The sequence below is a fragment of the Kibdelosporangium aridum genome, from assembly GCF_900176515.1.
GTDB lineage: Bacteria > Actinomycetota > Actinomycetes > Mycobacteriales > Pseudonocardiaceae > Kibdelosporangium > Kibdelosporangium aridum.
In genome coordinates this window covers 473,749-496,670 of record NZ_FWXV01000008.1, presented here as the reverse complement: position 1 = coordinate 496,670, position 22,922 = coordinate 473,749, and the positions used below count along the sequence as shown (strand labels likewise).

General features: G+C 66.2%; 19 protein-coding genes and 2 pseudogenes. 10 read left to right on the top strand and 11 right to left on the bottom strand.

The window, feature by feature from the left end; translation table 11 throughout:
- The first annotated feature begins 227 nt into the window (after positions 1–227).
- The 3 genes from B9C43_RS38040 to B9C43_RS38030 all read left to right on the top strand — a co-directional run bounded on the left by B9C43_RS38040 (position 228) and on the right by B9C43_RS38030 (position 2,318).
- Positions 228–548 carry a hypothetical protein gene (locus B9C43_RS38040; protein WP_200825874.1) on the top strand — a complete coding sequence of 107 codons (321 nt, stop codon included), beginning with the start codon at positions 228–230 and terminating at the stop codon, positions 546–548.
- A gap of 307 nt (positions 549–855) precedes the next feature.
- Positions 856–1,287, top strand: a complete 432-nt coding sequence (locus B9C43_RS38035) for a hypothetical protein (protein ID WP_160096983.1) — start codon at positions 856–858, stop codon at positions 1,285–1,287.
- Between the two features lie 698 nt (positions 1,288–1,985).
- The gene (locus B9C43_RS38030) at positions 1,986–2,318 is read left to right on the top strand and encodes a hypothetical protein (protein WP_143446885.1); all 333 of its coding nucleotides are present in this window, start codon (positions 1,986–1,988) and stop codon (positions 2,316–2,318) included.
- A gap of 62 nt (positions 2,319–2,380) precedes the next feature.
- Here B9C43_RS38030 and B9C43_RS38025 read toward each other — a convergent pair.
- Both B9C43_RS38025 and B9C43_RS38020 read right to left on the bottom strand, forming a co-directional pair.
- Positions 2,381–2,915, bottom strand: a pseudogene (locus B9C43_RS38025) (transposase); the annotation flags it as partial.
- A 19-nt stretch (positions 2,916–2,934) separates the two neighbouring features.
- Positions 2,935–3,417, bottom strand: a complete 483-nt coding sequence (locus tag B9C43_RS38020) for a MarR family winged helix-turn-helix transcriptional regulator (RefSeq protein WP_084431783.1) — start codon at positions 3,415–3,417, stop codon at positions 2,935–2,937.
- 186 nt (positions 3,418–3,603) lie between these two features.
- Between B9C43_RS38020 and B9C43_RS38015 the strand changes: the two genes are divergently transcribed.
- Both B9C43_RS38015 and B9C43_RS38005 read left to right on the top strand, forming a co-directional pair.
- Entirely contained in the window at positions 3,604–4,845 is a 1,242-nt protein-coding gene (locus B9C43_RS38015) for an MFS transporter (RefSeq protein WP_200825873.1), read from the top strand.
- Between the two features lie 429 nt (positions 4,846–5,274).
- A complete protein-coding gene (locus B9C43_RS38005; protein ID WP_160096981.1) occupies positions 5,275–5,883 on the top strand; it encodes a DUF1707 SHOCT-like domain-containing protein in 609 nt (202 codons plus the stop codon).
- A gap of 154 nt (positions 5,884–6,037) precedes the next feature.
- Here B9C43_RS38005 and B9C43_RS38000 read toward each other — a convergent pair whose 3' ends face one another.
- Positions 6,038–6,505: an anthrone oxygenase family protein gene (locus B9C43_RS38000; RefSeq protein ID WP_084431777.1), complete on the bottom strand. Its 468-nt coding sequence runs from the start codon at positions 6,503–6,505 to the stop codon at positions 6,038–6,040.
- A 379-nt stretch (positions 6,506–6,884) separates the two neighbouring features.
- Positions 6,885–8,543, bottom strand: a complete 1,659-nt coding sequence (locus tag B9C43_RS37995) for a DUF885 domain-containing protein (protein ID WP_084431775.1) — start codon at positions 8,541–8,543, stop codon at positions 6,885–6,887.
- A 179-nt stretch (positions 8,544–8,722) separates the two neighbouring features.
- Between B9C43_RS37995 and B9C43_RS37990 the strand changes: the two genes are divergently transcribed.
- Positions 8,723–11,968, top strand: a complete 3,246-nt coding sequence (locus tag B9C43_RS37990; RefSeq protein ID WP_160096979.1) for an AfsR/SARP family transcriptional regulator — start codon at positions 8,723–8,725, stop codon at positions 11,966–11,968.
- Here the strand turns inward: B9C43_RS37990 and B9C43_RS37985 are convergent.
- The 4 genes from B9C43_RS37985 to B9C43_RS37975 all read right to left on the bottom strand — a co-directional run bounded on the left by B9C43_RS37985 (position 11,942) and on the right by B9C43_RS37975 (position 15,657).
- Positions 11,942–13,210 carry an MFS transporter gene (locus tag B9C43_RS37985; RefSeq protein ID WP_084431771.1) on the bottom strand — a complete coding sequence of 423 codons (1,269 nt, stop codon included), beginning with the start codon at positions 13,208–13,210 and terminating at the stop codon, positions 11,942–11,944. The two genes, B9C43_RS37990 and B9C43_RS37985, sit on opposite strands and share 27 nt — an antisense overlap.
- Positions 13,183–14,217: a SagB family peptide dehydrogenase gene (locus B9C43_RS37980; RefSeq protein WP_160096977.1), complete on the bottom strand. Its 1,035-nt coding sequence runs from the start codon at positions 14,215–14,217 to the stop codon at positions 13,183–13,185. The genes B9C43_RS37985 and B9C43_RS37980 overlap by 28 nt, the downstream gene beginning before the upstream one ends.
- Before the next feature lie 299 nt (positions 14,218–14,516).
- The gene (locus tag B9C43_RS59715) at positions 14,517–14,645 is read right to left on the bottom strand and encodes a hypothetical protein (protein WP_268811605.1); all 129 of its coding nucleotides are present in this window, start codon (positions 14,643–14,645) and stop codon (positions 14,517–14,519) included.
- Between the two features lie 169 nt (positions 14,646–14,814).
- Positions 14,815–15,657: a helix-turn-helix transcriptional regulator gene (locus tag B9C43_RS37975; protein ID WP_235039082.1), complete on the bottom strand. Its 843-nt coding sequence runs from the start codon at positions 15,655–15,657 to the stop codon at positions 14,815–14,817.
- A gap of 204 nt (positions 15,658–15,861) precedes the next feature.
- On the opposite strand from B9C43_RS37975, the gene B9C43_RS37970 reads away from it, so the two are divergent.
- The 3 genes and pseudogenes from B9C43_RS37970 to B9C43_RS37960 form a co-directional block, all read left to right on the top strand.
- A complete protein-coding gene (locus B9C43_RS37970) occupies positions 15,862–17,217 on the top strand; it encodes an MFS transporter (RefSeq protein ID WP_084431765.1) in 1,356 nt (451 codons plus the stop codon).
- Positions 17,218–17,261: 44 nt separating this feature from the next.
- Positions 17,262–18,977 carry an AMP-binding protein gene (locus B9C43_RS37965; RefSeq protein ID WP_084431764.1) on the top strand — a complete coding sequence of 572 codons (1,716 nt, stop codon included), beginning with the start codon at positions 17,262–17,264 and terminating at the stop codon, positions 18,975–18,977.
- Positions 18,978–19,063: 86 nt separating this feature from the next.
- Positions 19,064–19,837: pseudogene (locus tag B9C43_RS37960) on the top strand (acyl-CoA dehydrogenase family protein); the annotation flags it as partial.
- 25 nt (positions 19,838–19,862) lie between these two features.
- On the opposite strand, the gene B9C43_RS37955 reads toward B9C43_RS37960, so the two are convergent.
- Positions 19,863–20,390 carry an amidohydrolase family protein gene (locus tag B9C43_RS37955; protein WP_200825872.1) on the bottom strand — a complete coding sequence of 176 codons (528 nt, stop codon included), beginning with the start codon at positions 20,388–20,390 and terminating at the stop codon, positions 19,863–19,865.
- 248 nt (positions 20,391–20,638) lie between these two features.
- Positions 20,639–21,337, bottom strand: a complete 699-nt coding sequence (locus B9C43_RS37950; RefSeq protein ID WP_143446884.1) for an RICIN domain-containing protein — start codon at positions 21,335–21,337, stop codon at positions 20,639–20,641.
- A gap of 395 nt (positions 21,338–21,732) precedes the next feature.
- Between B9C43_RS37950 and B9C43_RS37945 the strand changes: the two genes are divergently transcribed.
- A complete protein-coding gene (locus B9C43_RS37945) occupies positions 21,733–22,077 on the top strand; it encodes a hypothetical protein (protein ID WP_143446883.1) in 345 nt (114 codons plus the stop codon).
- A gap of 271 nt (positions 22,078–22,348) precedes the next feature.
- Here B9C43_RS37945 and B9C43_RS37940 read toward each other — a convergent pair whose 3' ends face one another.
- Positions 22,349–22,885 carry an erythromycin esterase family protein gene (locus B9C43_RS37940; RefSeq protein ID WP_084431758.1) on the bottom strand — a complete coding sequence of 179 codons (537 nt, stop codon included), beginning with the start codon at positions 22,883–22,885 and terminating at the stop codon, positions 22,349–22,351.
- Between the last annotated feature and the right edge of the window lie 37 nt (positions 22,886–22,922).

The following is a 22,922-nucleotide window of genomic DNA, read 5'->3' as shown; positions in this document are numbered from 1 at the left end:
ACCGCTGGTGAGACGCGACAGAATAGTACCGACACGTCGCATACCCTTTCCTGTATTCAGGTGTCCGGCTCAAGTCGAGGCTAGCCGAAGCGTCCGGGACTGGTCCCCGAGCGGCGGAGACCGTCCATGCACTGCCGACGCTACCCAGGATCGCAAGTTTCCCGGCCGGCCATGACCTTCCGAGCACGCCGCGGACCGCCGGAAGTCCACAAAGGACTGAAATCATCGTGCAGTTCCTCGGTAAGCCGACACTCCGCGACGACTTCGAACGCCGCGGCATCCACCTCGACATCGAACACGTCAGAACCCGCGACCTATGGTCCAAACTGGACGGAAAGAAAGTTGACATGGTCCGCGGCAGCTTCGCCGCAGAACCCGGAAACCCGCCCACCGTCGACTACGACTTCCTGGAACGGCACCGCGAACGCGTCGCCCTGCTCAAACAACCTCACCGCTATACCGGTGCGGACACCAAGTCAGTGACAGAACTGGACAAAGCCAGGCCCACCGCGCCGAACTACAACCCGCGGACGATCGCGCTCCGATGAACCCATGACGACCTCCGTAATGTCAGATCGGCTCGCCCCTCGGACGCGTGTGGGTCAAGTCGGTGAGACACGAACCCAGTTATCGTTCCGCGCTGACCAAGGTCACGACTAGTGGCGGATCACTCGCCGTGCAGACGCTGCGGAGACCGACCGGATGCTTGACAGCACCGCCCGGGTGATCATCTATGCACGGATCGTGTCCGTGGTGGCGCCAGGCAGGTACGCGAAGCGATAGGGATCAGCGGTGGTAATCACCCGGCCGTTGCCGCCTTTGAGTCGCAGCGTTATTACGACGGAGGGACTTCACATGCTGTGGTCGGGCAGGTTACCTCGCGGGTTGATGACGGTTGGAGTCGTCGGCGGCGGGATTGCCGTAGGGGTGGCGTGGTGGCTTGCCGCCACCTACATCGCCAACATCTCCGCCGGCCCGCAACTGCTTTGCCGGCTGCGGAATATGCCGGTGTTTTCCAATCTCGGCCTGGTGCTCTGGGAACTCGGCTCCATGCTGGTGTTCCCGCTCGCCGGCGCAGGCTTGCTGACGCTGCTGGCTCACGGCACGAACCGGGGGCGCCGGGTGCGCCTGGTCAGCGCCGGGGTCTGCGTGCTGCTGCTCGTGCTGAGCACATGGGGTTACGTGGTGGCCACCCACGCCGTGATGCGGTACACGGACGGGCATGGCGCACACAACGGCCTACCGGTCGATGCCCAGGGGCTACTCCATGACCCATGTCTTGGCTAGGCCGCAAACATGTCGGCGACCATCAAGCTTCCTGAGCTTCCCTCGACGAGCAGATCCTCACCGCCTCAGACGTGGCCACCCATACGTCCTGCCCGCGATGGCTCACACCGGTACCGGATGCCCTCTCTGTGCCGATGGTGGTGTGGTCATAGCGGGTCAGAATGGCGGGTGGTGGTTCCGAACAGGCGCTGCGGGCACGGCTTGGTCTCCTCTGGTGACATCCTGGCTGAGCTCTCCGCACTGCCCACTGACATCACTGACGCGCGTTGATCGTTTCTGGCGGGATCAGGACGCGGTCTGGTCCGCCGCCGGCGATCTCGGCACCGGTGCCGACGAGTTTTTTACCCGGTGGGCACGTGGCTGTAATAGGCTTGTCGACTGAATTCCTGACGCTTTTCTCGGAGATCCGCACCAGGCCTGGAAGGTGTGCCGGACATCCCTCGTTGTGGCCATCCGCGCTGGCCGGTTCGGGCCGTCAGATCGGTGTGGTGCGGGTGACATGCGCGACGGCTGGCGCTCGACGTGCGGACCAACGCCACTTAAGCGACTTGGGGCAGTTGGCGGAGTTGTCCGGCGCAATTCATGCACAGTATGCGAACGGGCGATCACAATTCTTCGACCGTTGACGCTGTATCACGTCGACCGGTATCGTTGCGCATTCACGAACTATATTTCCATAGCGAAAGGATGTGTCTACTTTGGGCAGGAGAATCGGTGCCCTTGTGCTTGCGACAGCAGGGGTGGTTGTGCTCGCCACGCCTGTCGGAGCCACCAACGAACAGCCGAGGATTACCCCACCATGGAAGGTCAAGGCTGGGACGATGGGCGCGGTCCTCTATGGAGATTGCGTGGACGAAAAGGTCAAGATCGTTACTTCTGAAGGCTTTGTCGGCGGAGAGGCGAGGATTGCCGACTATAAGAACTTGTGGAAGGCCGAGGCTGATATCGTCGACAAACCCGGCACCTATTTCGCGCATATGAAATGCGACGGCAAACTCGGAAGAGGAGCCTACTTTACTGTCGTCCCATGAGCGGTCAGCTGAACTAAGGGCTGTCTCGTAACTGATCGTGTGGTGGTTGCCGGGCGGGGTGATCAGCCGGTGATGGCGAGGTTGTGCAGGAAAGCGATGCCGGATGCTGTGGTGGCCAGGGTGTGGCCGGCACGGCGGTAGTGGCGCGGGATCTTGTAGGTCTTCATGCGTGCCAGGGCGTGTTCGACCCTGGCGCGCACCTTGCGGTGGACCTTGTTGAGATCTTCCTGCCAGTCCGGCAAAGCCGTGTCCTTGGTGCGCTTGCGATACGGCATGATCACGCCGGGATTGCCCCGGTAGCCGCCATCGGCCATCACCGGACGACCCGCCAACACATCGGCGATGCCGGAGTCGCGATAGACCGTGCAGTCGTTGCGGTTACCCGGTTGCGGATCGCCGGTCGCGATCACCAGACGGGTATCGGCGTCGATCGCGACTTGCAGATTGGTCGAATACCAGTAGTTCTTCGACCGCTCGGCGACCCGGTGATCGCGTGTGGGCACCAAGGTGCCGTCGACGATCGCGACTTGGTGCGACGCGCCGTCGGCGGACCAGGGCCAGCAGCGGGCCGAGCGAGTCGACCACCCGGTGCGCCGTTTGCCGCCTGATCGACGCGCTAAAGTATCTCATCTTCGGGCTGGCGCTGGGCATTGGCTGCGGACGTCGCGAGGGCAACGCAGGCGGCGAGGTCGTCACGCAACCGGCGCTGCTGCTCCTCAGACAAGGGCGAGAACAATTCCCGTTCGACGGCACGTACAGCGACACTGGCTGCGCGCACCTTCTCCTCTCCGGCTGGAGTGAGCTCGGTCGGCAGGCTCCGCCCATGTAAGGCGCTCTCAGGCCTGGTGAGCAGGCCCCGCTCCTGTAAGCGGCGCACCACGAGATTCATCGACTGGCGCGTGACAAAAGCGCGGCGGGCAAGTTCAGAGTTGGACAGCCCAGGGCGCTGACCGAGCAGCTCGAGACACGCGTACTGCGCCACTGTCAAATCCAGTGGACGCAATACCCCATCCATCGCGGTATGCAGCGATGCTTGCACTTGCTTAAGCACGTAGCCCACTGACTGCTCTAGCTCTCCGACGGTCTCTTCTTGACCCATGTCAATATTCTGACATACTTCTACATGTCAGAACACTGACATGTAGCGCGTAAGACAACGTCGTGTATCCGAACGACTTGGCAACGACGTCGGAGCGACCAGCCGGTTCTGCGGTTCGCCAGTCGGCCGGACGTTCGCCGAGGGCAACTTTCTCAGGTTGTTCACCGAACAGGAACGAGGTCAAGATTGAACGCCACCGAGGCCAGTGCCGCCGGGACGAAGGGAACCGGCCAGCTCATGAAGCCCCTCCTTGTGCTTGCCCTGGCCACATTCGCGGTCGGTACTGACGCGTTCGTCATTGCCGGCCTGCTACCCGCCATCGCTGCTGATCTCGAGGTCAGCATTGCAGCCGCTGGCCAATTGGTGACGGCATTCGCCCTGACGTTCGCCATTACCGCGCCGATTCTTGGTTGGCTGCTGAGTTCGCTCGACCGTCGCACGGCACTACAGCTGGCGCTCGTCGTGTTCGCAGTCGGCAACGCGGTTACGGCGCTCAGCCCCGACTATGTCATTGCGTTGGTGGCCCGCATTCTCACGGCAGCGGGGGCCGCTACCATCACGGCGACCGCTTCAAGTGCCGCGGTCGCGATCTCGCCGGAGGCACGGCGAGGGCGTTCGATGGCGTTTGTCATCGGCGGACTCACTGTCTCCACAGCACTGGGTATGCCACTGGGCAACCTGATCGGCAGTGTCGACTGGCGCCTGACGCTCTGGGCGGTCGCTGCTCTTGGCGTCATCGCGGCAATCGGCACCTCGATGGGCTTGCCCAAGATTGACCTGCCGGCGACAAGCCTCTCCGCGCGCTTGGCGCCGCTCCGCCAGCCCAAGGTGATCGTCACCTTGCTTGCGACTCTGCTGGTGATGGGCGGACACTACACGGTCTACACGTACATCGGAGCGATAACGGCGGACGCTCTCAACGGGACATTTCCCCAAGCGCTGACTCTGGTTCTCTTGGTGTGGGGTCTCGGCGCGGTCCTAGGCAATGCGATCGCAGGCTACCTCGTAGACAATCTTCCCACGGTTCGCGTCGCGATTGTGGCACTCGCTGCCGCGACGGCGCTACTCGCCATCAGCCCTCTCGCGATCGATAGCCTGGCTCTTGTCCTCCTATGGGCCGGAATCTGGGGTATCACAGACGGAGCCCCATCAGTAATCCAGCAATACCGGTTGGTCAGCATCGCTCCCACCTCGGCACCAGTCCTCTTCGGACTCAACTCCTCCGCGGTCTTCCTCGGCATCGCCCTGGGCAGTGGACTCGGTGGCGTTGCACAAGGATGGATGTCGGTGACCCTGCTCGGCCTTCCCGCGGCCGTCCTGGCCCTGATCGCCACAATCCTCACCGTCGCCGATGGGAGGACGAACCAGGACGCGGAAACTTCACCGAACGCAGCCAGTCCAGCCGGTGACGCTACTCGACGAAGCTAGCGACTTGTTCGCTTGCCCCCGTGTTGCCACAGCGTTCTGGGCCAGGCAACTGTCGGGGCTGCGTGAAGATCACCGCTGGCTGTGGGAGGCCGTCATCCTGGACGGTGACGTCGTTGCCATCAAACAGATCGAGGTGCCCTCGTCCGGTCCTTCCCGCCGCTACTGGTGGCAGCATCTGGAAGAGACACCGGCATGCTGACCGACCAGGCCCTCGAAATCGACCAGCCAGGCATCACTCCCATAACCCGGTCCGCCTTCTACGCGCTCTGGGACAGCGTCCACAGTTGACGTTGAAGCCGCCCGCGGGAAGTCCTGACCTCATCGGTATCTCGGCGGAAGTAAGTGTTCGCCGCTCGGTCGACGCGCGTTGTTGGTTGGAGGAGACATGGGCGGGTCGATCACACGTCCCAGATCTCGTACTGTCGAGCGGTGGGCGAAACAAACGACCCGTCCAGCCTGCGTGTGGGACACGCCGAGCGCGACGCGGTCACCCAGGCACTGGTCAGCCACCTTGTCGCCGGGCGACTTTCGTTGCCCGAGTTCGAACAGCGTGTGCGGGCCGCGACCGAGGCACGAACACGCGGCGACTTGTCCGCACTGTTCCACGACCTGCCTGAGCCGCACGGCATGGCGGGAACAGGCGGTCCCAGCTGGGCACGACTACCAGACGCGTTACGGACCAGTTTGGCGGCCGAAAACCTTGTCGCGCTGGCGGAAGAGCTGACCGGCTCGATCACGTACCGCCGCTACCGGGCCGGCGGAGTCGAGATACGGCGGCGAGAGGTCTCGATCGTCGGTGCGGTCGCGGTGTCGAAGTCGCGGCTGGTGGTGTGGACGTCGGGAAGCAAACACGTGGATGTCCCATTCACCCATCCGCTGTGGCTCGCCTTGACGATATCGGCCGAACGTTCCCGTGTGCTGCGGATCTCCTACCGTGCTGAGGCTTTCCGATCCGACCGGTCGGGACGCGTGGACCTGCGACTCGCCACCGACCGCGCCGTGGAGCTAGCGCACGCAGCACAGCGAAGGACGACGTGATCCACGCCAAGTCGGGGCAGCAGCGACTCGCCGGGAGTCAGTCGCGTGGGGCTCGCCAGATCTGTGCGAGCTGGCCAGCCGAGCGTTGCCGCAGTGCGATCGTGCGTTGGCGAACATCCGGTTGGTATCGCCACCCGCAGGGACAGGTGGCGATCTACCCCTGGACGCGTTGAGCCCGGCCAGCTGTGTACCAGGCAACCGCTCCGGCAGCGATGCGAATCGCGTTGAGCCGGTACCAGCGGCGAAGCAGAACATCCCGTTTCTGCGGCGCGGGCGGTTCCGCGGCCAAGAACAGAGGCTGGTTGATCGCCGGCACGACATACGCGGTCACCAAAGCGACCGCGACAGTCGTCGCGGCGGATGCGGCCAGCCAAGGACGCCGACTCGTGTCACGCCACCCAGACGCGAGCGCCGCGACCGAGGCCGCGATCGTGACCGGTCCGGCAGGCACGAAGTACAGCGTTGGACTGCCGGGACGCAACACGGCACCCGGTTTGGCAAGTTCGCGGTGGTGAGCGAACACGTGCGGGACTTTCACGACTGCCTCGTAGAGATTGCCGAACAGCATCTGCGCCTGCCCGATCCGCGCGGCGCCCAACAGGATCCGATGCACCTTGCTCACTCATGTCCCCCTTCACTCACGCGAGTCGCAGCCCCGTCATTCAACTACACGGGGTGGCTTCGGCTGTGCGTACTTCGTCGCGAAGGTGGCGCCCGATGCCTTGCAGGCTGGGCATGACCTTGAGGTAGGCGTGGCCGACCGCCAGTCGACGGTGGTGCGGAAGATGCGAAGGCGAGCACCTGGATCGCGGCCGGGTCGAAGTCCGGCATCGAAATGTCTCATTCCTGAGCCGATCCTGGAAGATCAGCAAACAGGAAGGACCGGGCGCTCGGTGGGGCCACCCCCAGCGACCCCACCGAGCCCCTCCCCAGCGAGGCGCGTGACGTCATCGTGTCGGACGCCGTGTACCAACCGCGTACCAATCGCGTACTCGGTGGCCTCAGACGCTCTCCATCCAGTCCGTCACCACGTCGGCCAGTACGGCGAGCGGCAGGGATCCCTCCCGCAGCACCGTGTCATGGAAGGCCCGGATGTCGAACCGGTCGCCCAGCTTGCGTTCGGCCGCTGCCCTGATCCGGTTGATCTCCAGCCGGCCGACCATGTACGCCAGGGCCTGACTTGGATAGCCGATGAACCTGTTGACCTCGGCTTCGACCTCGATGTCCGGCAGTGCGGTGTTGGCCCGCACGTACTCGACGGCCTCGGCCCGGCTCCAGCCCCTGGCGTGCAGTCCGGTGTCGACGACGAGACGGACGGCACGCAACACGTCCGACGCGAGCATGCCCATCCGGGACAACTCGTCCGAATAGAGGCCCATCTCGTCGGCCAACCGCTCGGCGTACAACGCCCAGCCTTCGACGAACGCCTTGCTCAGCGGCAGCCTCCGAAGCACCGGCAGGTGGCTGAGCCCCTGCCCCCGCGTCAGCTGGAAGTGGTGGCCGGGCACGCCTTCGTGGAACGCCAGTACCTCGGCGAAGTAGCGGAACCGCTCGGTGGGCCTGGTGATGTTCGTGAAGTACGTGCCGGGCCGTTTCCCGTCGGGCGATCCCGTCAGGTACATCCCCGACGGGATCGCCGCGTCCTGTTCGGGTGGAACGGCTTCGACCGCGCACCGCTGGTCGGGGACGACCGTGAACCAGCCCGGCGCCAGGACCTCGGCCTTGGCCACCGCGATCCGGCCAACGTCGAGGATCTCCTCCCCGTCTCGCCAGCGCAGCTTCTCGTCGAACCGCAGCCGGTGGAAGACCGCCCCGACGTCGGACGTGCCGAACACCTGCTGGCCACTCCGCGCGATCTCGGCGTGGATCTTCGCGACCAGGTCCTTGCCGGTCCGGTGGAGTTCCTCCGGGGACCTGTCGGCCTCGGTGTGCACGCGGATCAGGCCGGCGTAGATCGACTCGCCGCCGGTGATCCAACACAGGCCGGGCTTCGAGTCGGGCCGGGCCTGCGGCGCGATCTCGCCAAGAACCGCGCGGTATGCCGCCAACGCCGGCCGGATCTCCGATTCGAGCAGTTCACGGCCCTGTTCGGCGTACTTCTCCATGCCGTGCTGCCGCAGCGGTTTCAGCAGCGGATCGTCGGTTCCGGCGGCCAGCGCACGGTCGACCTGCGCCACGGCCGAGTCAACCAGCCTCGCGACCGGCGGCCTACCCGCGCCGGTGCCGTCCACGTGACGCCGCGCCGCGGTGGACAGGTAGTGGCGGAACTGCGCCAGCCGGGCCACGTAGACCTCGGCCTGAGCCGCATTGTTGACCGTGACCCGCGGTACGAAGTACAGCGCCCTGGCGACCGGGGCGTTGAAGAAGTCGGTGACCGTGTACTCCACGGCCCGAGAGTCGATCCGGTGGCACACCGCAAGGGCCTGTTCCTCGACCGTGGCCTTGGTGATCCGGTCGACGGCTGGCAGCGTGGCGGCGTCCAGCGCCCGCGCCCTGGTCATGACGTCGAACGCCCGCGCGCGCACCGCACTCCTGGCATCCTCGGACAGGTCCCCCATGTCGCCGTCAGCTTCCCTGATGCCGTACATCGACGCGAGCAGCGGGTCCTCGTCGGCGAAGATCTCGACGAGTTCATCGGCCAGCATGTCGGCGGTCGTCATCAAGTCCCCTCAGCACCGGGCCCGACCTGCCCGGGCCACAGCTGAAGCCCACATCACGCCGCGTACTAGGCGCGTACTCTCGGCTAACGAGACTAGGATCGAGAACACGTCGTACGACCCGACCCGACGGGGTGAAAATGGTGGGAGACACTGACTTCCGCCTCTTGGGGACCCTTGACGTGAAGGTGGCGGGCCGGCGGATCGCGGTCCCAGCCGGTACCCAGCAGGTGGTCCTTGCGGGCCTGCTGCTGCGGGCCAACCAGGTCGTCCGGGTCAGCGAACTGATCGACTGGCTCTGGGACGAGGACACGCCGGACAACGCGGTGTCCACGGCGCAGGCCTATGTCCGGCGGCTGCGGCAGACGCTGCAGGCCAAGGACCTCATCACGACCATGTCGCACGGCTACCGGATCAACCTGGAAAGCGACGAGCTGGACCTGGTCCGGTTCCGTGGCCTGGTCAAGCAGGCCGACGAGACCTCCGACCCGGCCGCCCGGACCGACCTGATCACCCAGGCCCTCGCCCTGTGGCGTGGCCCGGCGTTGGCCGACATCCCGGCCTGCTCGTTCCGGGAACGCGAAGTGACCCGGCTGACCGAGGAGCACCTGCGGGCGATCGAGATCCGTGTCGACTGTGACCTCGCCATCGGACGGCACGCGGAACTCCTGCCCGAGCTGCAGAACCTGACCACCCTGCACCCGTTCCGGGAACGGCTGCACGGCCAGTTGATGCTCGCGCTGTACCGCTCGGGACGTCAGGTCGAGGCGCTGTCCACGTTCCAGCACGTGCGGACCAGGCTGGCGGACGAGGTCGGGATGGATCCGAGCGAGCAGCTTCGGCTGCTGCACCAGCGGATCCTCACCAACGATCCGGCGCTGGCGCTGCCGTCGAAGCCGAGTCACGCGCCAGCTCCACCAGAGACCGAAACCGCGCAGGCCGAGCGTCAGGTACCCCGGCAACTGCCGGCGGGCCTGCAGAACTTCGTCGGCCGGGATGAGACGTACGAACAGATCGTCAGCCTGTTCTCCCGCGACGGAGATACGGGTGTTCCGGTGGTGGCGATCTCCGGGCAGCCGGGAGTCGGCAAGTCCGCGCTGGCCGTGCAGGTCGCTCACCAGCTACGGGCACAGTTCCCGGACGGCCAGCTCTTCGTCGACCTGCTTGGCAACGCGTTGGAGCGGGAGCTGACCGCGGAGCAGGTGCTTGCCCGGTTCCTGCAGGCGCTCGGCCTGCCACCGGACCAGCTTCCCGACGACCTCCATGGCCTCGTGGCCGCCTACCGCACCGCGCTCGCCGACCGGAAAGTCCTGGTGGTCCTTGACAACGCGGCCAGCGCCGGGCAGGTGCGCAACCTGCTGCCCACCACGTCCGGATCGGCGGCGCTGGTCACCAGCCGCAGATCACTGCGCGGCCTGGCCGCGCTGGGTGGGGCGCGACTGGTCAACCTGGACGTGCTCAGCCCTGAGCAGTCGGTCGCGCTGCTGAACACCATCGTCGGACACGACCACCCGTACGATCCCGCCGTGTTGGGTGAGATCGCCGAGCTGTGCGGCCATCTGCCGCTCGCTCTGCGGATCGCGGGAGCCAACCTGTTGCTACGGGACGACGACTCGGCGCAGGCATACGTCACCGACTTACGGCACGGCAACCGGCTCACCGCGCTGGAGATCGAGGACGATCCGGGCGCCACCGTACGTGCCGTGTTCGACCTGTCCTACCTGGCGCTGAAACCCGAGGTCGCGCGTCTGTTCCGGCAGCTGGGCCTGGTGCCGGGGCCGGACTTCACGAGGCAGGCGGTGGCGGTCCTCGCCCAGCTGCCCGAGCAGCGCGCGGGCAAGCTGCTGGCCGACCTGGTCGCCGCGGGACTGCTCCAGCAGGTCGCGTCCGACCGGTTCCGCTTCCACGACCTGTTGCGGCTCTACAGCGAGGAACGCTGCCAGATCGAGGAGAACCCGGACGAGGCGGAGGCAGTGCGGGCCCGGCTGTTCGCGTACTACGTGCGCTGGCTCGACGCCGTCGCTGACGTGCTCTGGGAGACCTGGCGCCGGCTGCCACGAACCGAAGTGGAGCTGGCGGTGCCGAGCCCCACGTTCGACGGCACGGCGCCGGCGTCCGCGTGGATGGACCAAGAGGGGCCGAACGTCATCGCGGCGATCCTCGACGCGGCGAAACGCGGACCGGTGCACGCCGCGTGGCACCTCGTCGAATCGCTACGCGCTTACCTGGTGACCCGTGGCCGCTACCGGGCCGAAGGAGTCGTCGCCGCGAAGGCTGCCTTGACCGCGGCGCGGGTGGCGGGGGATGCCCATGCGGAGGCGGCCATGCACTATGTCCACGCCTCCATCTCCTTCCGCTTCCAGGACCGCGTCACGGCGATGGAGCACACCTTGGCCGAACTGGCCGCCTACGACCGGTGCGAATCCGATGAGGGCCGGGCACGGGCACTGATCGCCCTGGGCATCCTGCATTTCGTCGACGGCAGGCTCAGACCCGCCGTGGACGAGATCGAACGGGGCGTGCGCCTGGCCGAGGAACACGGGTCCGACAAGGTCCGGCTGTTCGGACTGATCAACTTGTGCGTGGTCGAGGAGCGGCGGGGGCACCTCGACCAGGCGGAGTGGGCCGCGCGGGAAGCCCTGCGACTGGCGCCGGCGAGCGGCACCTTGGTGACCGTGGCCTCGTCCCGCACGGTCCTGGGCGATGTGCTGGTCCGCCGGGGCCGCTTCAGCGAGGCCATCGACCAGTTCTCGGCGGCCCTTGCCACCTACCGGGAAACCGGGACGCGGAACAACGTGACCAAGACACTGCGTGGACTGTCCGACGCCAACCGCTTGGCTGGCGACCACAAGGCCGCGTTGGCCAACGCGCTCGAAGCGATGGCCGTCGCCGACGAGTCCGGCATCGAGCAGGACCAGGTCGACTCGCTGGTCACCGTCGCCGCGGCACAGCAAGGAATCGGACACGCCGACGAGGCGGCCACGTGCGCCCGCAACGCACTGGAGATGGCACGTAGCCTCGCCTACCACCGCGGCGAGATCTGCGCACTGCTGGAGCTGGCGGCCCAGTGCCGTCAGCGGGGTGACCTGGCCACGGCACGGGAGCACGCCAGCCAGGCCGTCGAGCTCAGCAGGCGCGCGGAGCTGCTCGACCTTGAAGGGCGCACCGAGACGCTGCTGGCCTGGCTCGCGTTCGAGGCGCATGACCTGCTTGTCGCGCGGGAACACGCCCAGCAGGCACTGGCCGTGCACACCGACGCCGATTCCCCGTTCGGCCAGGCGCAAGCCCTGCATGTGCTCGGCTTGGCGCTGGCCGCGAGCGGGGACCACGAGCAGGCGAGATCCTCGTGGCAGCAGGCGTTGGACCGACTGTCCGGACTGTCCATTCCGGACACTGACGAGCTACGCCGGCTGCTCGCTTCTGATTGACTCGCTTCTGGTTGACGACGTGGCCGCGCGCCACGCCGCGAGCAGCAGTGCGCACAGGACCAGACCAGCCAGGCCAGTGCCGGTGATCACCGACGACGGCGCGAACGACTCGGCCAGGACACCGAACAGCACCACGGTGATGCCCTGGCTCACCCGCATGAACGTGAAGAGCAGGCCGGCCAGCTGACCGCGCTGCGAGTCCGGAGCGGACCGGGTGTACTCGGCGCCAAGGGGGATCCAGAAGCACAGGGCGGCACCGGAAACGGCGAACAGCGCGGCGCCTGCCCAGACACCGGGCTGGAGAACGAAGGCCACGAAAGGCAGGCTGGTCAACACCATGAGCGGTGCCATCAGCCGGGACCGGCTGGCGGGCCTGACCCAGCGGGTGTACGCCCACAGGCCGACGACGATTCCGGTGCAGTTGGCCGCCATCAGCACTCCCGCGGCGGCCACGTCCACCCCGAACTGCGCGGCGTACGGAACGGCGAGCGTCACGCCTATCGGGGCGATCGCGATCAGCAGTGTGAAGAGGATGAGGACGCGCAGCCGCCGATGCCGGGCAACGAAAACGACGGCTGACCGCAATGAGGCCAACCATGGGCTGGCATCCGTCTCGGCGGCCGTCGCGGGCCGCAGCCGCACGCCGAAGCGGATCAGGGCGGCGGACCCGAGGAAGGTGGCGGCGTTGAGCACAAGCACCCCGCTGATCCCGAGCCAGCCGACCATCACGCCGGAAAGCCCGTAGCCCAGTGCGTATCCCAGGTGAGCGACCTGCAGGTTCATCGAGGTGGCGGTCACGAAGGACTCGCCGGTCAGCGCCACGGACAGGGTGGCGGTGTGCGCGCCGTTGAACGGCGTGTCCAGCAACCGGGTCGCGATCACCAGCAGCCACAGCCCGGCCAACGGCATTCCCGGAATCGCCATGCACAGCAACAACATCGCGCGGCCGACGTCCGAGCAGATCATGACGGTCCGGCGGGGATACCGATCCGCCAGGCCGGCCAGCAGCGGACCGCCGAGCAGGTCAGGGAGCATGGTCAACCCGAACGTCACGGCCATCAGGCCGGCGGACTCGGTCCGCTCGTACACCGCGATCATCAACGCGGCCCTGGCCAGGTAGTCACCGGCCGTCGAGAGGCTCCGGCCGAGGAACAGGGCCCGGAACTCGCGGTTCGCGAGCGCCTCGCGGTAGCCGACGCGCTCGGGAGCCGACGTCACGCTTTGTTTCCGATCACCGCGCATCCCATCACCAGTTCCCCGGCCGGATCGAGACCAAGCAGCTGCTCCACGAGTTCGTCGCGGACCGCCGAGGTGAACGTCATGCCCAGACCTAGGGCGGTGACCAGGAGATATACCGTCTGATTGAGGTGTCCGACGTCGAAATGCAGTACGCGGTAGATTCGGGCCGTGCGGTATTTCCACATGCTTCGTTCCAGGACCGCGGTGTAGAAGACCACCATCGCCGAATTCTCGGTCCAGGCCTGTTCGGTGACAATACGCGAAAAGTCATCGTCGCTACACGGTCCACCAATAAGTGCAAGCGTGTGCGCGGTCGGATTGTAGTGATAAACGCCCGGATCGATCCCGTCGACCGCGCGTATGAGGACGTAAACCTCGGTGGGATGCCGGCCGCCACCCGACGGTGAGGTCTTGAACACCGTCTGCGATTGTTCGTCGATTTCGACAATGCCTGCGGAAACCTTCAGCAAGGCCGCCGCCGATTCCAGCGGAATCGGCTTGTCGACGAACTTCCGGTCACTGCGTCGCTGATACAGCAGGTTGAGGAGATCACGTTCTCGCCAGTTCGCCGCGGACCAGTCGGGCAGCTCGACGACCGGGGCCCCGGTGAACGTCCGGTGCGCCCGTGGCGGCGGCCCGAGCTTGAGGTTCTCGACGAGCATGGCGTCGTAGTCCTCAGGTGACATCGCCGATTCGCCCGCCAGGTTGCGAGTGGAGAAGTGGAACGCGGACGCGAGCCGGCCCCACGGCTTGAAAGCCGAGACGGCCGACTCCTCGAACCTGTGCCGAGGCGATCCTTCCGCGACCAGAATGTCGTGGTCCAGAAAGATCCTGGCGATCTTCGCGTAACGCTCACGGAGCACCGGATCGTCGGTCATGGTGTCCGTGGATTCCAACGGTTTCCACGCCGAGAACCAGCGCAACAACGCTTCGGCACCATCAACCAGAGCGAATTGACGGTGCCCGAGGGTGTCATCCCAAACGAGTTTCCCGGAGTCCCAAAAGGACACGCCACACGAGGAAACCCGAACCTGAACGGTTTGGTGATTCATGGGAAAACGGTCGTCGGGCTATTACCCTTCGGACCGCGTGACGAACCCGAAGATCTCGTCGATAGGCTTGTCATAGTCTTGCGAGTACGACTCGAACGCGATCTCGAGGTCCACATCCTCGATCATCGAACATTCACCCCTGTCTACCCCTATGGACATTGCGGCACCGGTAACCCTGCACCACCGCCGACTGTACGCGCATCGCCGTTACGGGTGATAGTCACGGTCCAGTCGGCGTACCAATCGCCTGGCGTCGATCACTCAACGTGCCTGAGGCCGTGGCCAAGTAGGTCGAACGCGTGGTTGATCAGTGTGAGAACTCGATCGCGTACCTGGTCGGCGGGAATTTCCTCGCGCGCCCATTTGTCGGCCATTCGCAGGGCCATCGGATGAATACTCAGCACCTGGTGGGCCAGGGACGTGCACACCGTCGCCTCCGGTCGGCCGCGTGCGCCGTGGCCACGCGACGACCGCGGCCACCACGGCGATCGCCTCTCCACAGCAGTGAGGTGACCTTGCGAACCCTTGACGACTTGCGTCGACGCCGTCGAGCAGTCAGGGGAGAAACCCGAGCCGTCGGGCGGCCAGGACGGCCTGGTAGCGGTTGTGGACCGCGAGCTTGCTCATGGCGCTGCGCAGGTACGCCTTCACCGTTTCGGGCTTGACGGCCAGTCGTTCGGCAGCCCCGGCGTTGCTGCAGCCGAGGGCAACCTGGCTGAGCACGTCGATTTCCCGTGGAGACAGCGTTGTTTGCGAGGCCGGATCCGGTACCGGGCCGCTCAGGGCGTTGATCCGGTCGCATGCACGGCGTAACCGGTCGTGGAGCGGTCCGGGCGGAACGTCTGCCACGATGCCGCGCAGCTCCGCGTGCAGCTCGCGGAGCTGTTCCTGGCCTGCGGGATCAGGTTTCACGGCGGTCGTGCCGAGCAGTTTCAGCCGGTGGTCGACCTCGTCGCGCACCGCCAGTTCGCGCGCGACGTCGTTGGCGATGCCGACGAGTGCGTCGATGGTGCGTGTGCCTAGCGGCAGGTCCGAGCGGACAGCGGCGTACAGCACGCCGCGGACTTGGCCGTACGTCGCGACTGGGACGGCGACCGTCGCGTGGATGCCTTCGCCCAGCACGGGATCGTCGTAGTCGTGCGTGATCGAGCGGGCCGCTCGGTAGTCGGACACCCCGTATGGGCGGACCCGTTGCAGCACTGTTCCGCCCACGCCCTTGCCTGGTTCGACGTGCAGATCGCGGAGCCCGGTCGTCCGCGCGCCGAGGAACTCGCAGAGCACCAGTCGTTGGTCGCGGATCTGACCAGCGAAGGCCAGCGGCACTCCGGTCCGGCTGCGGATCCCACGCAGGGCACGCCGGTAGAGCTCCCCGTCAGCCGGCCTTAGCAGGGCGGACACGTGACCTCCTGCGTTCGTCGGTGCCGTTCCCGGCAGCGAACCCGCCCGGCCCGGCCGGGCACTACCCCTGTCCGGGGGTAGCGAGCGCTGCCGAGCCATCCGGATGATACGCGCTCACCCAGCCTCCGTACCTGGTGAGGAGACCCCTCAACAGCAGTTTTGGCTCACCCAGCACCTTCAGCCCGAGCTCGACGAGGAGCCTCGATGTCCACTTCGCAACCCAGCACAAGCCCGCCAGTCCCGCTGTGGCGTGTCGCGGCCGCCAGTTGTGCAGGCACGACCATCGAGTTCTACGACTTCTTCATCTACGGCACCGCCGCGGCGTTGGTATTCCCCAAGGTCTTTTTCCCGGCGCTGGGTTCCACGGCGGGCACGGTGGCCTCGTTCGCGACGTTCGCGGTGGCGTTCATTGCCCGCCCGGTCGGCGCGATCGTGTTCGGTCACTTCGGCGACCGGATCGGCCGCAAACGCACCCTGATCTCGACACTGCTGCTGATGGGCATAGCGACCGTGCTGATCGGGCTGCTTCCCGGGGCCGCCACTATCGGGGTCGCCGCCCCGATCACCCTGGTCGTGCTGCGCTTCGCGCAGGGCTTCGCCGTCGGGGGCGAGTGGGCAGGCGCGACGCTGCTCACTGCGGAGTACGCGCCCATGCACCGGCGTGGCTTCTACGGCGTGTTCCCTCAGATCGGTCCGGCGATCGCCTTTGCCCTGTCCAGTGGCACGTTCCTGGCGACCGGTCTGATCATGGGCGACACCGACGAGGCGTTCCTGTCCTATGGCTGGCGGATCCCGTTCCTGTTCTCGATCGTGCTGGTCCTGGTGGGTCTCTACGTCCGGGTGAGTATTGAGGAGACTCCGGCGTTCCGCGCGGCCCAGACCCGCGCCGAGACGAACCCGAGGCGGGTGCCGTTCCTGGAGGCGATGCGGGCCCAGCCGCGTGAGGTGCTGCTGTCGGCCGGTGCGCTGGCCATGCTGTTCGCGTTCTTCTACATGGGCACGGCCTACCTGACCAGCTACGGCACCAACCCGAAGGGCGCGGGACTGTCCCGTCCGGTCGTCCTCGGCATGGGCATCGGTGCCGCGGTGCTGTTCGGGATCGTGACGATGATCGCCGGGACTGTGTCGGACCGGTTCGGGCGCCGCAACGTCATCCGTGTCTCGTGCGTGGCCGGCATCCTGTGGGCCCTGGTGCTGTTCCCGCTGCTGGACACCGGCAGCGCCGCCGCGTTCGCGATCGGGCTGTCGGGCACCCTGGTGATCTTCGCGATCGCCTACGGCCCGGCAGGCTCCTACCTGCCCGAGTTGTTCACCGCTCGGCACCGTTACACCGGCGCCGGGCTTGGCTACAACCTCGCCGGGGTCCTCGGCGGGGCCATTCCCCCGCTGGTCGCGCCCGGTCTCGCCGCGTCCTTCGGCAGCATCGCGATCGGCGTGATGCTCTCACTGATCGCCCTGCTCTCCCTGGTGAGCGTCTCCATGCTGGCCGAGACCCGCAACCGCGCCCTGGAACACGAACAACAGCCCCAGCACGAAGAGCCCGAGCCCACCACCGCCTGACCTGTTGCAGGGGCGAGATTCCGCCGAGTTATGAGGAGTCCACGATGGACATGACCGGGGCGTATCGAGCGAGCCGGGACCAGTTGCTCGCGTTGCGTGGGCAGCATGAGCGTGCTGTAGCCGAATTCCGATGGCCGGAGCTGAGAGATCGGTTCAACTGGGCAGTCGACTGGTTCGACGCGATCGCCCACGACAACGACCGCCCGGCTCTGGTGATTGCCGAGGAAGACGGCTCTTGCATCGAACGCAGTTTCGCCGAGATGGCCCGGGCATCCGACCGCCTGGCCACGTGGCTGGCCGCGCGTAGCGTTGAGAAAGGGGACCCGGTGGTGCTCATGCTCGGCAATCAAGTCGAGCTGTGGGAATCGATGCTGGCGGTGCTGAAACTGGGCGCGGTGCTGCTGCCCACGACCACCGCGATCACCGCCGCTGATCTGACCGACCGGATCGCCCGCAGCAACACGCGGCACGTGATCTGCAATGCGGCTGACACGGGTCGCTTCGAGGATGTCCCGGGTGACTACACCCGGATCAGTGTGGGTCCGGCTGCGGGCTGGGCGGACCTCCGGGACGCTGCCTCGCAGGAATGGCAGCCGGTCAAGCATCCGGAGACATCCGTCGACGATCCGGCCTTGCTCTACTTCACGTCAGGAACCACGTCCCGGCCCAAACTGGTCGAGCACACGCAGGTGTCCTACCCCGTTGGTCACCTGGCGACCATGTACTTCCTCGGAATCCAGCCCGGCGACGTGCACCTGAACATTTCCTCACCGGGGTGGGCCAAGCACGCCTGGTCGTGTTTCTTCGCGCCGTGGATCGCCGAGGCCACGATCTTCGTCTACAACTACGGCCGGTTCGATGCCCCCGCACTGCTCCAGCAACTGCGGGAACGGCGGGTCAACAGCTTCTGTGCCCCGCCGACGGTGTGGCGCATGCTGATCAACGCCGACCTGGGCAAGCGGCCCAGCGGTCTGCGCGAACTGATCGGCGCGGGCGAGCCACTCAACCCCGAGGTGATCGACCAGGTTCGGCGGGCGTGGGGACTGACCATCCGGGACGGATTCGGCCAGACGGAAACCACCGCCCAGGTCGGCAACACCCCTGGCGCCGAAGTGAAGCCGGGCTCGATGGGCCGGCCGCTGCCGGGCGTCCCAGTGGTACTGGTCGACCCGGCCACCGGCAAGCAGCTGGATGGGCCTGGCGAGGGAGAGATCTGCCTGGACCTCGCCCAGCGGCCGCTGTCCCTCATGAAGGGCTACCAAGGCGATCCCGACCGCACGGGCGAGGCGATGGCCGACGGCTACTACCACACCGGCGATGTGGCCACTGTGGACGCGGACGGGTACATCTTCTACGTGGGCCGCACCGACGACGTGTTCAAAGCCAGTGACTACAAGATCAGTCCGTTCGAGCTGGAGTCGGTCCTCGTCGAGCACCCGGCCGTGGCCGAGGCCGCCGTCGTGCCCGCCCCGGACCCGGTGCGGCTGGCCGTGCCGAAGGCCTACATCGCGCTCGCACCCGGCCACGAGCCGACAAAGGAAACAGCACTGTCAATCCTGCGACACGCCCGGGAGCGGCTGAATCCGTACCAGCGGGTCCGCCGGATCGAGTTCCACACACTGCCCAAAACCTTGTCGGGCAAGATCCGCCGTTTCGAACTGCGCGGCCGCGAAGACCGGATAGCGCAGGAAAACACAACCTGCGAGGAGTGGCGCGACGACCAGTTCGCCGAACTCACGGGAGATGGTCGTGACCGTTGATCGCTTGCTGCCCAGCCGAGAGGCCGAGGACCTGCTCGCGCTCGTACGGGAGGTCGCCGACAAGGAACTCGCCACGCGCGTGGACGAAACTGGTCGGCGGGTACTCGCTGTCCGAACCGCACGCCGGCTCGGACGCCGCCGCGCTGAAATGCCGCGCCGAGCGCACGACCGAGGGCTATCGGATCATCGGCACCAAAGCCTGGATCACCCACGGCGGCAAAGCCGACTGCTACGCCCTGTTCGCGCGCACAGGCGAAGACGTTTCCTGCTTCCTGGCGCCCGGCCGGATCGACGGCCTGACGTTCGACCGTCCGGAACAGAAGATGGGCCTGCACGCCATCCCGACCACGATGGCCCACTGGGACGGCGCGATGCTCGAACCCGGCCGCCTGATCGGCGCCGAAGGGCAGGGACTGCCGATCGCGTTCTCCGCGCTGGACGCCGGTCGTCTAGGTATCGCTGCCGTGGCGACCGGACTCGCCCAGGCCGCATTGGACGCCGCCGTGGCCTACGCGCAGGAGCGCACCGCGTTCGGCAGAAGGATCGCCGACCATCAGGGACTTGGCTTTCTCCTGGCGGACATGGCCGCGGCGGTCGATTCCGCACGCGCGTCCTATCTGGACGCTGCCCGCCGCCGTGACGCGAGACGTCCCTACAGCCGGCTGGCCAGTGTCGCCAAGCTCGTCGCCACGGACGCCGCGATGAAGGTGACCACGGACGCCGTGCAAGTGCTCGGCGGAGCCGGCTACACCCGGGACTTCCCGGTCGAACGGTACATGCGCGAAGCCAAGGTCATGCAGATCTTCGAAGGCACCAACCAGATCCAGCGCCTGGTGATCAGCCGGCACCTGGCCCGCTGAATCGACGGGCCGCCCGGGAACAATCTCACATACGTGCCCTGGTGGCCGAGGCTCCCGCCGTCGTGCCCATCAGGTCTTTGACGATGATGCCGTCCTTGACGACGAGTTCGATCGTGCCAGGATCAGCCAGCGTGGCGATGTCGGTCAGCGGGTCTACCGGTACCGCAACGAAATCAGCGACCTTGCCGACCTCAAGGGTGCCGAGTTCGCTCGCGAGGCCTAGCAACTCCGCCGCGTGGATCGCCTTCGAAACGTTCTCGCGCGCGATCTCCGACCACCGGACCTTCTTCTCGTACAAATACGGCGGCACCGCCGCCGGATCGGGAACCCGCAACGCGGCACTGAGAGTCGGGACCAAGAAGGTGCCCCGTTCCAGCATCAGCTCAATGCCCTCGTCGTCGATCTCGTAACCGTGCTCGACACTGTCCACGCCACCCCGGATCGCGGCCAGGATCCCGGCGGTCCCCTGCGCGTGTGCCGCGATTTGACGGGGCCGTGAATGCCGCGCGAGCTCGGCACGGATCAGCGTCCGTCTTGAGCAACTCCTCGCCACGAAACTTCCGTGGATGGAGATCCTCGACAGCGGCATCAACCTACGCACGAGCAAGCGAATCGGTTGGATGCTCGACGAGTACGGGCGCGCGACCGGTGAATTCATCACGCCCACGGCGCTGCGATCGCGTTGACGGCCCGGCCAGTCGTACCGGAGCTGCTGGTGAGGTCGTACGGCGGCCGCGGCTGACAGTTGGCTGAGCTGACGACAAGGACGACATCCGTCGTCCAAGCACGGCCCGCACTTGCTTATTCCGGCCGGGCCATGAACGTCTGCGACGGCCGTTCGTCGCAGGTGGCCGAGAGAACAACCTTGTCGTCCTCAGTGTCCAGGCAGCCTTGGCGGCCGATGTTGAACAATGTCATGGCCGTCCCGCCACCGTGGTCCCGTAGCACCCGCACCCGCCAGAAGAAGTGAGTACGCCTCTGGCACTCGAACCGTTGCTGTTTGGTGCCCTGATAGGCGGTTGCGTCGTGCGCCCCGAGGCATCTGTTGTAGTCATTGACCAGTCGGTAGTCCTCGTCGTCCACCTTCTCGAGGCGCCAGCGGCCGCCGTCCGGTATGCGCGCGCAGTCGATCAGCACCAACGGAACGTCGTAGTCTCCGCGGCCGTCACGTGGGCCGACGCACCTGCCGTCGTGCGAGACGAGGAGTCGGGGCTCGGTGAACGTCACGGGCGACGTCGACGGGGCCGGGTCCTGATCGCCCGTGTTCAGCCAGATCACCACAACCGCGACGACGGCCAGTACTGCGGTGAAGGCGACAATCCACCAGGTCCGCGGATTCCTGGTCTCTGCCGCTCGCACGTCGGAGCGTGGCCGATCGAGCGTCTCGGCCTCCTTGACCCGCAGCAGGGCGGCGAGGAACGCCGCGGTTTCGTCATCGGTGGCGCCCATCGCGAGCAACAGTCGCCGGGCTTTCTCCTCGTTGTCGGGTATGGCACACACTTTTGGATTGAGAAAGTTGCCCACGGATCCGTGTGAATAGCCGCACCTGCCCGCGAGGACGCGGATTGACAGCCCTTTGGCCCGGTGCAGGGCGCGCAGCTCACGATTGAAGTCCGCACGCGTGCGTATTCCGTGCGGGTCAGATCGATGCACCTCCACAGGGTATCAGCAGGTCAAATGTCATGTTGGACGTTCCACTGGGCAGGCCGTGTCCAAATTTTGGACACCTGGACGGCAATGGACGGACAACCTGGGTTGCGTTCAGTTCCACCTGAGAAGAGCGTGCTCTCACGATAGAGATCGACGTTCGCTCACCGCGTTGAACGTCCTTTGAGGAACAAATCTCGCACCGCACATTGTCCTGACGTATGAATTCTTTCCGAAGGGATGAAATGATGCTACGAAAGACCGGCAGAGGCCTGCGAGCGGTGGCCGCACTGGGTGTGACCCCACTGTTGCTGGCGGCGGGCCTGGGCGCTGCGCCGGCCAATGCCGACCCGATCGGCGTCCAGAGCCTGGCCAGCTGCTCGCCCCATTGGGCCAACACGGCCGCGTGGATGGACTGCACCGGCGGCACCCGGAAGAGCTGGGTGCGCCTGGGCTACAACTGCGGGGTCGGGCCGATCACCCGCGACCACCACACCAGGTGGTACCGCGTGGACCCTGGGAAGCGCAGGACGGTATCAGCTGAGTGCACCGTGCGGGTCAACAGGGCGTGGCCGAACGTCCGGGCGTACTGAGCACTCCCGGTCCGCCGCGGGCATCCACTGGACCATGTTCGTTCCAGCACAGGAAACCGGCGGTGACCCGTACTGGGTCACCGCTGGTGATGTGGGGTTGCACGGGTTCGCCCCAGGGGCTGCTGATGCGAGTTGCCGTCGACCAGTTCTGGATCAGCCGCTGACCTGCGGTCCGCAAGGCTACCCTGGACACCAGGTCGCAGGCTCGGGCCATATGGCTGGCCACGATCAACTCGGCCGCGTCGGCAGGCGTCGTCGATCACCCTTCGTTTCACTCGGCGGACGGGTACGTCTGCAACTCGCTCTGCGCGTGCTCGAACTGGTGCAAGGGATTCAGCGCATCGGTGTGGTCACAGTGGACGAACGCGTCGTACCTCTGGCCGAGGATCGTCGGCACGTAGTTGCTCGTGCGTTCTGTGCTTGGGTGGTAGACCACTCCGATCGCCCGGTGTCCACGAACCTGGCTTGCCCATGAGGAATCCGGGAACACGAACAGGCTGTCGTCATCCGGGACGGCTTCGTGCAGCAGATCCTCGACGCTGTCCGATCGTGCGCCAGGCACCGGCATGCGACGCACCGGCCCGCCCCAGAAGTCAGACGCGATCACACTCCCGCGGTGACTGCCGAAGCCGATCAGTACCACACCGTCCCGGGCGTGCCGTTCACGCACCAACTGACCGATGTTCACCATCCCGGCCGCCGCCATGTCGGTCGCCCGGGCATCACCCACGTGCGTGTTGTGCGCCCAGACAACAGCTTTCGCTTGGGAACCGTAGGCGCTCATCAGCCGGTCGAGCGTGTCAGCCATGTGACGAGGCCATGCGCCGGGCCTGTGCCACCGGGTC

Excerpts from the sequence above, each read along its gene's own strand:
- B9C43_RS37985 (WP_084431771.1), bottom strand. The coding sequence starts at position 13,210 with ATGCGCGGTGATCGGAAACAAAGCGTGACGTCGGCTCCCGAGCGCGTC.
- B9C43_RS37940 (WP_084431758.1), bottom strand. The coding sequence starts at position 22,885 with ATGGCTGACACGCTCGACCGGCTGATGAGCGCCTACGGTTCCCAAGCG.
- B9C43_RS37965 (WP_084431764.1), top strand. The coding sequence starts at position 17,262 with ATGGACATGACCGGGGCGTATCGAGCGAGCCGGGACCAGTTGCTCGCG.
- B9C43_RS37995 (WP_084431775.1), bottom strand. The coding sequence starts at position 8,543 with ATGACGACCGCCGACATGCTGGCCGATGAACTCGTCGAGATCTTCGCC.
- B9C43_RS38035 (WP_160096983.1), top strand. The coding sequence starts at position 856 with ATGCTGTGGTCGGGCAGGTTACCTCGCGGGTTGATGACGGTTGGAGTC.
- B9C43_RS37970 (WP_084431765.1), top strand. The coding sequence starts at position 15,862 with ATGTCCACTTCGCAACCCAGCACAAGCCCGCCAGTCCCGCTGTGGCGT.
- B9C43_RS59715 (WP_268811605.1), bottom strand. The coding sequence starts at position 14,645 with ATGGCCCTGCGAATGGCCGACAAATGGGCGCGCGAGGAAATTCCCGCC.
- B9C43_RS38020 (WP_084431783.1), bottom strand. The coding sequence starts at position 3,417 with ATGGGTCAAGAAGAGACCGTCGGAGAGCTAGAGCAGTCAGTGGGCTAC.
- B9C43_RS37945 (WP_143446883.1), top strand. The coding sequence starts at position 21,733 with ATGCTACGAAAGACCGGCAGAGGCCTGCGAGCGGTGGCCGCACTGGGT.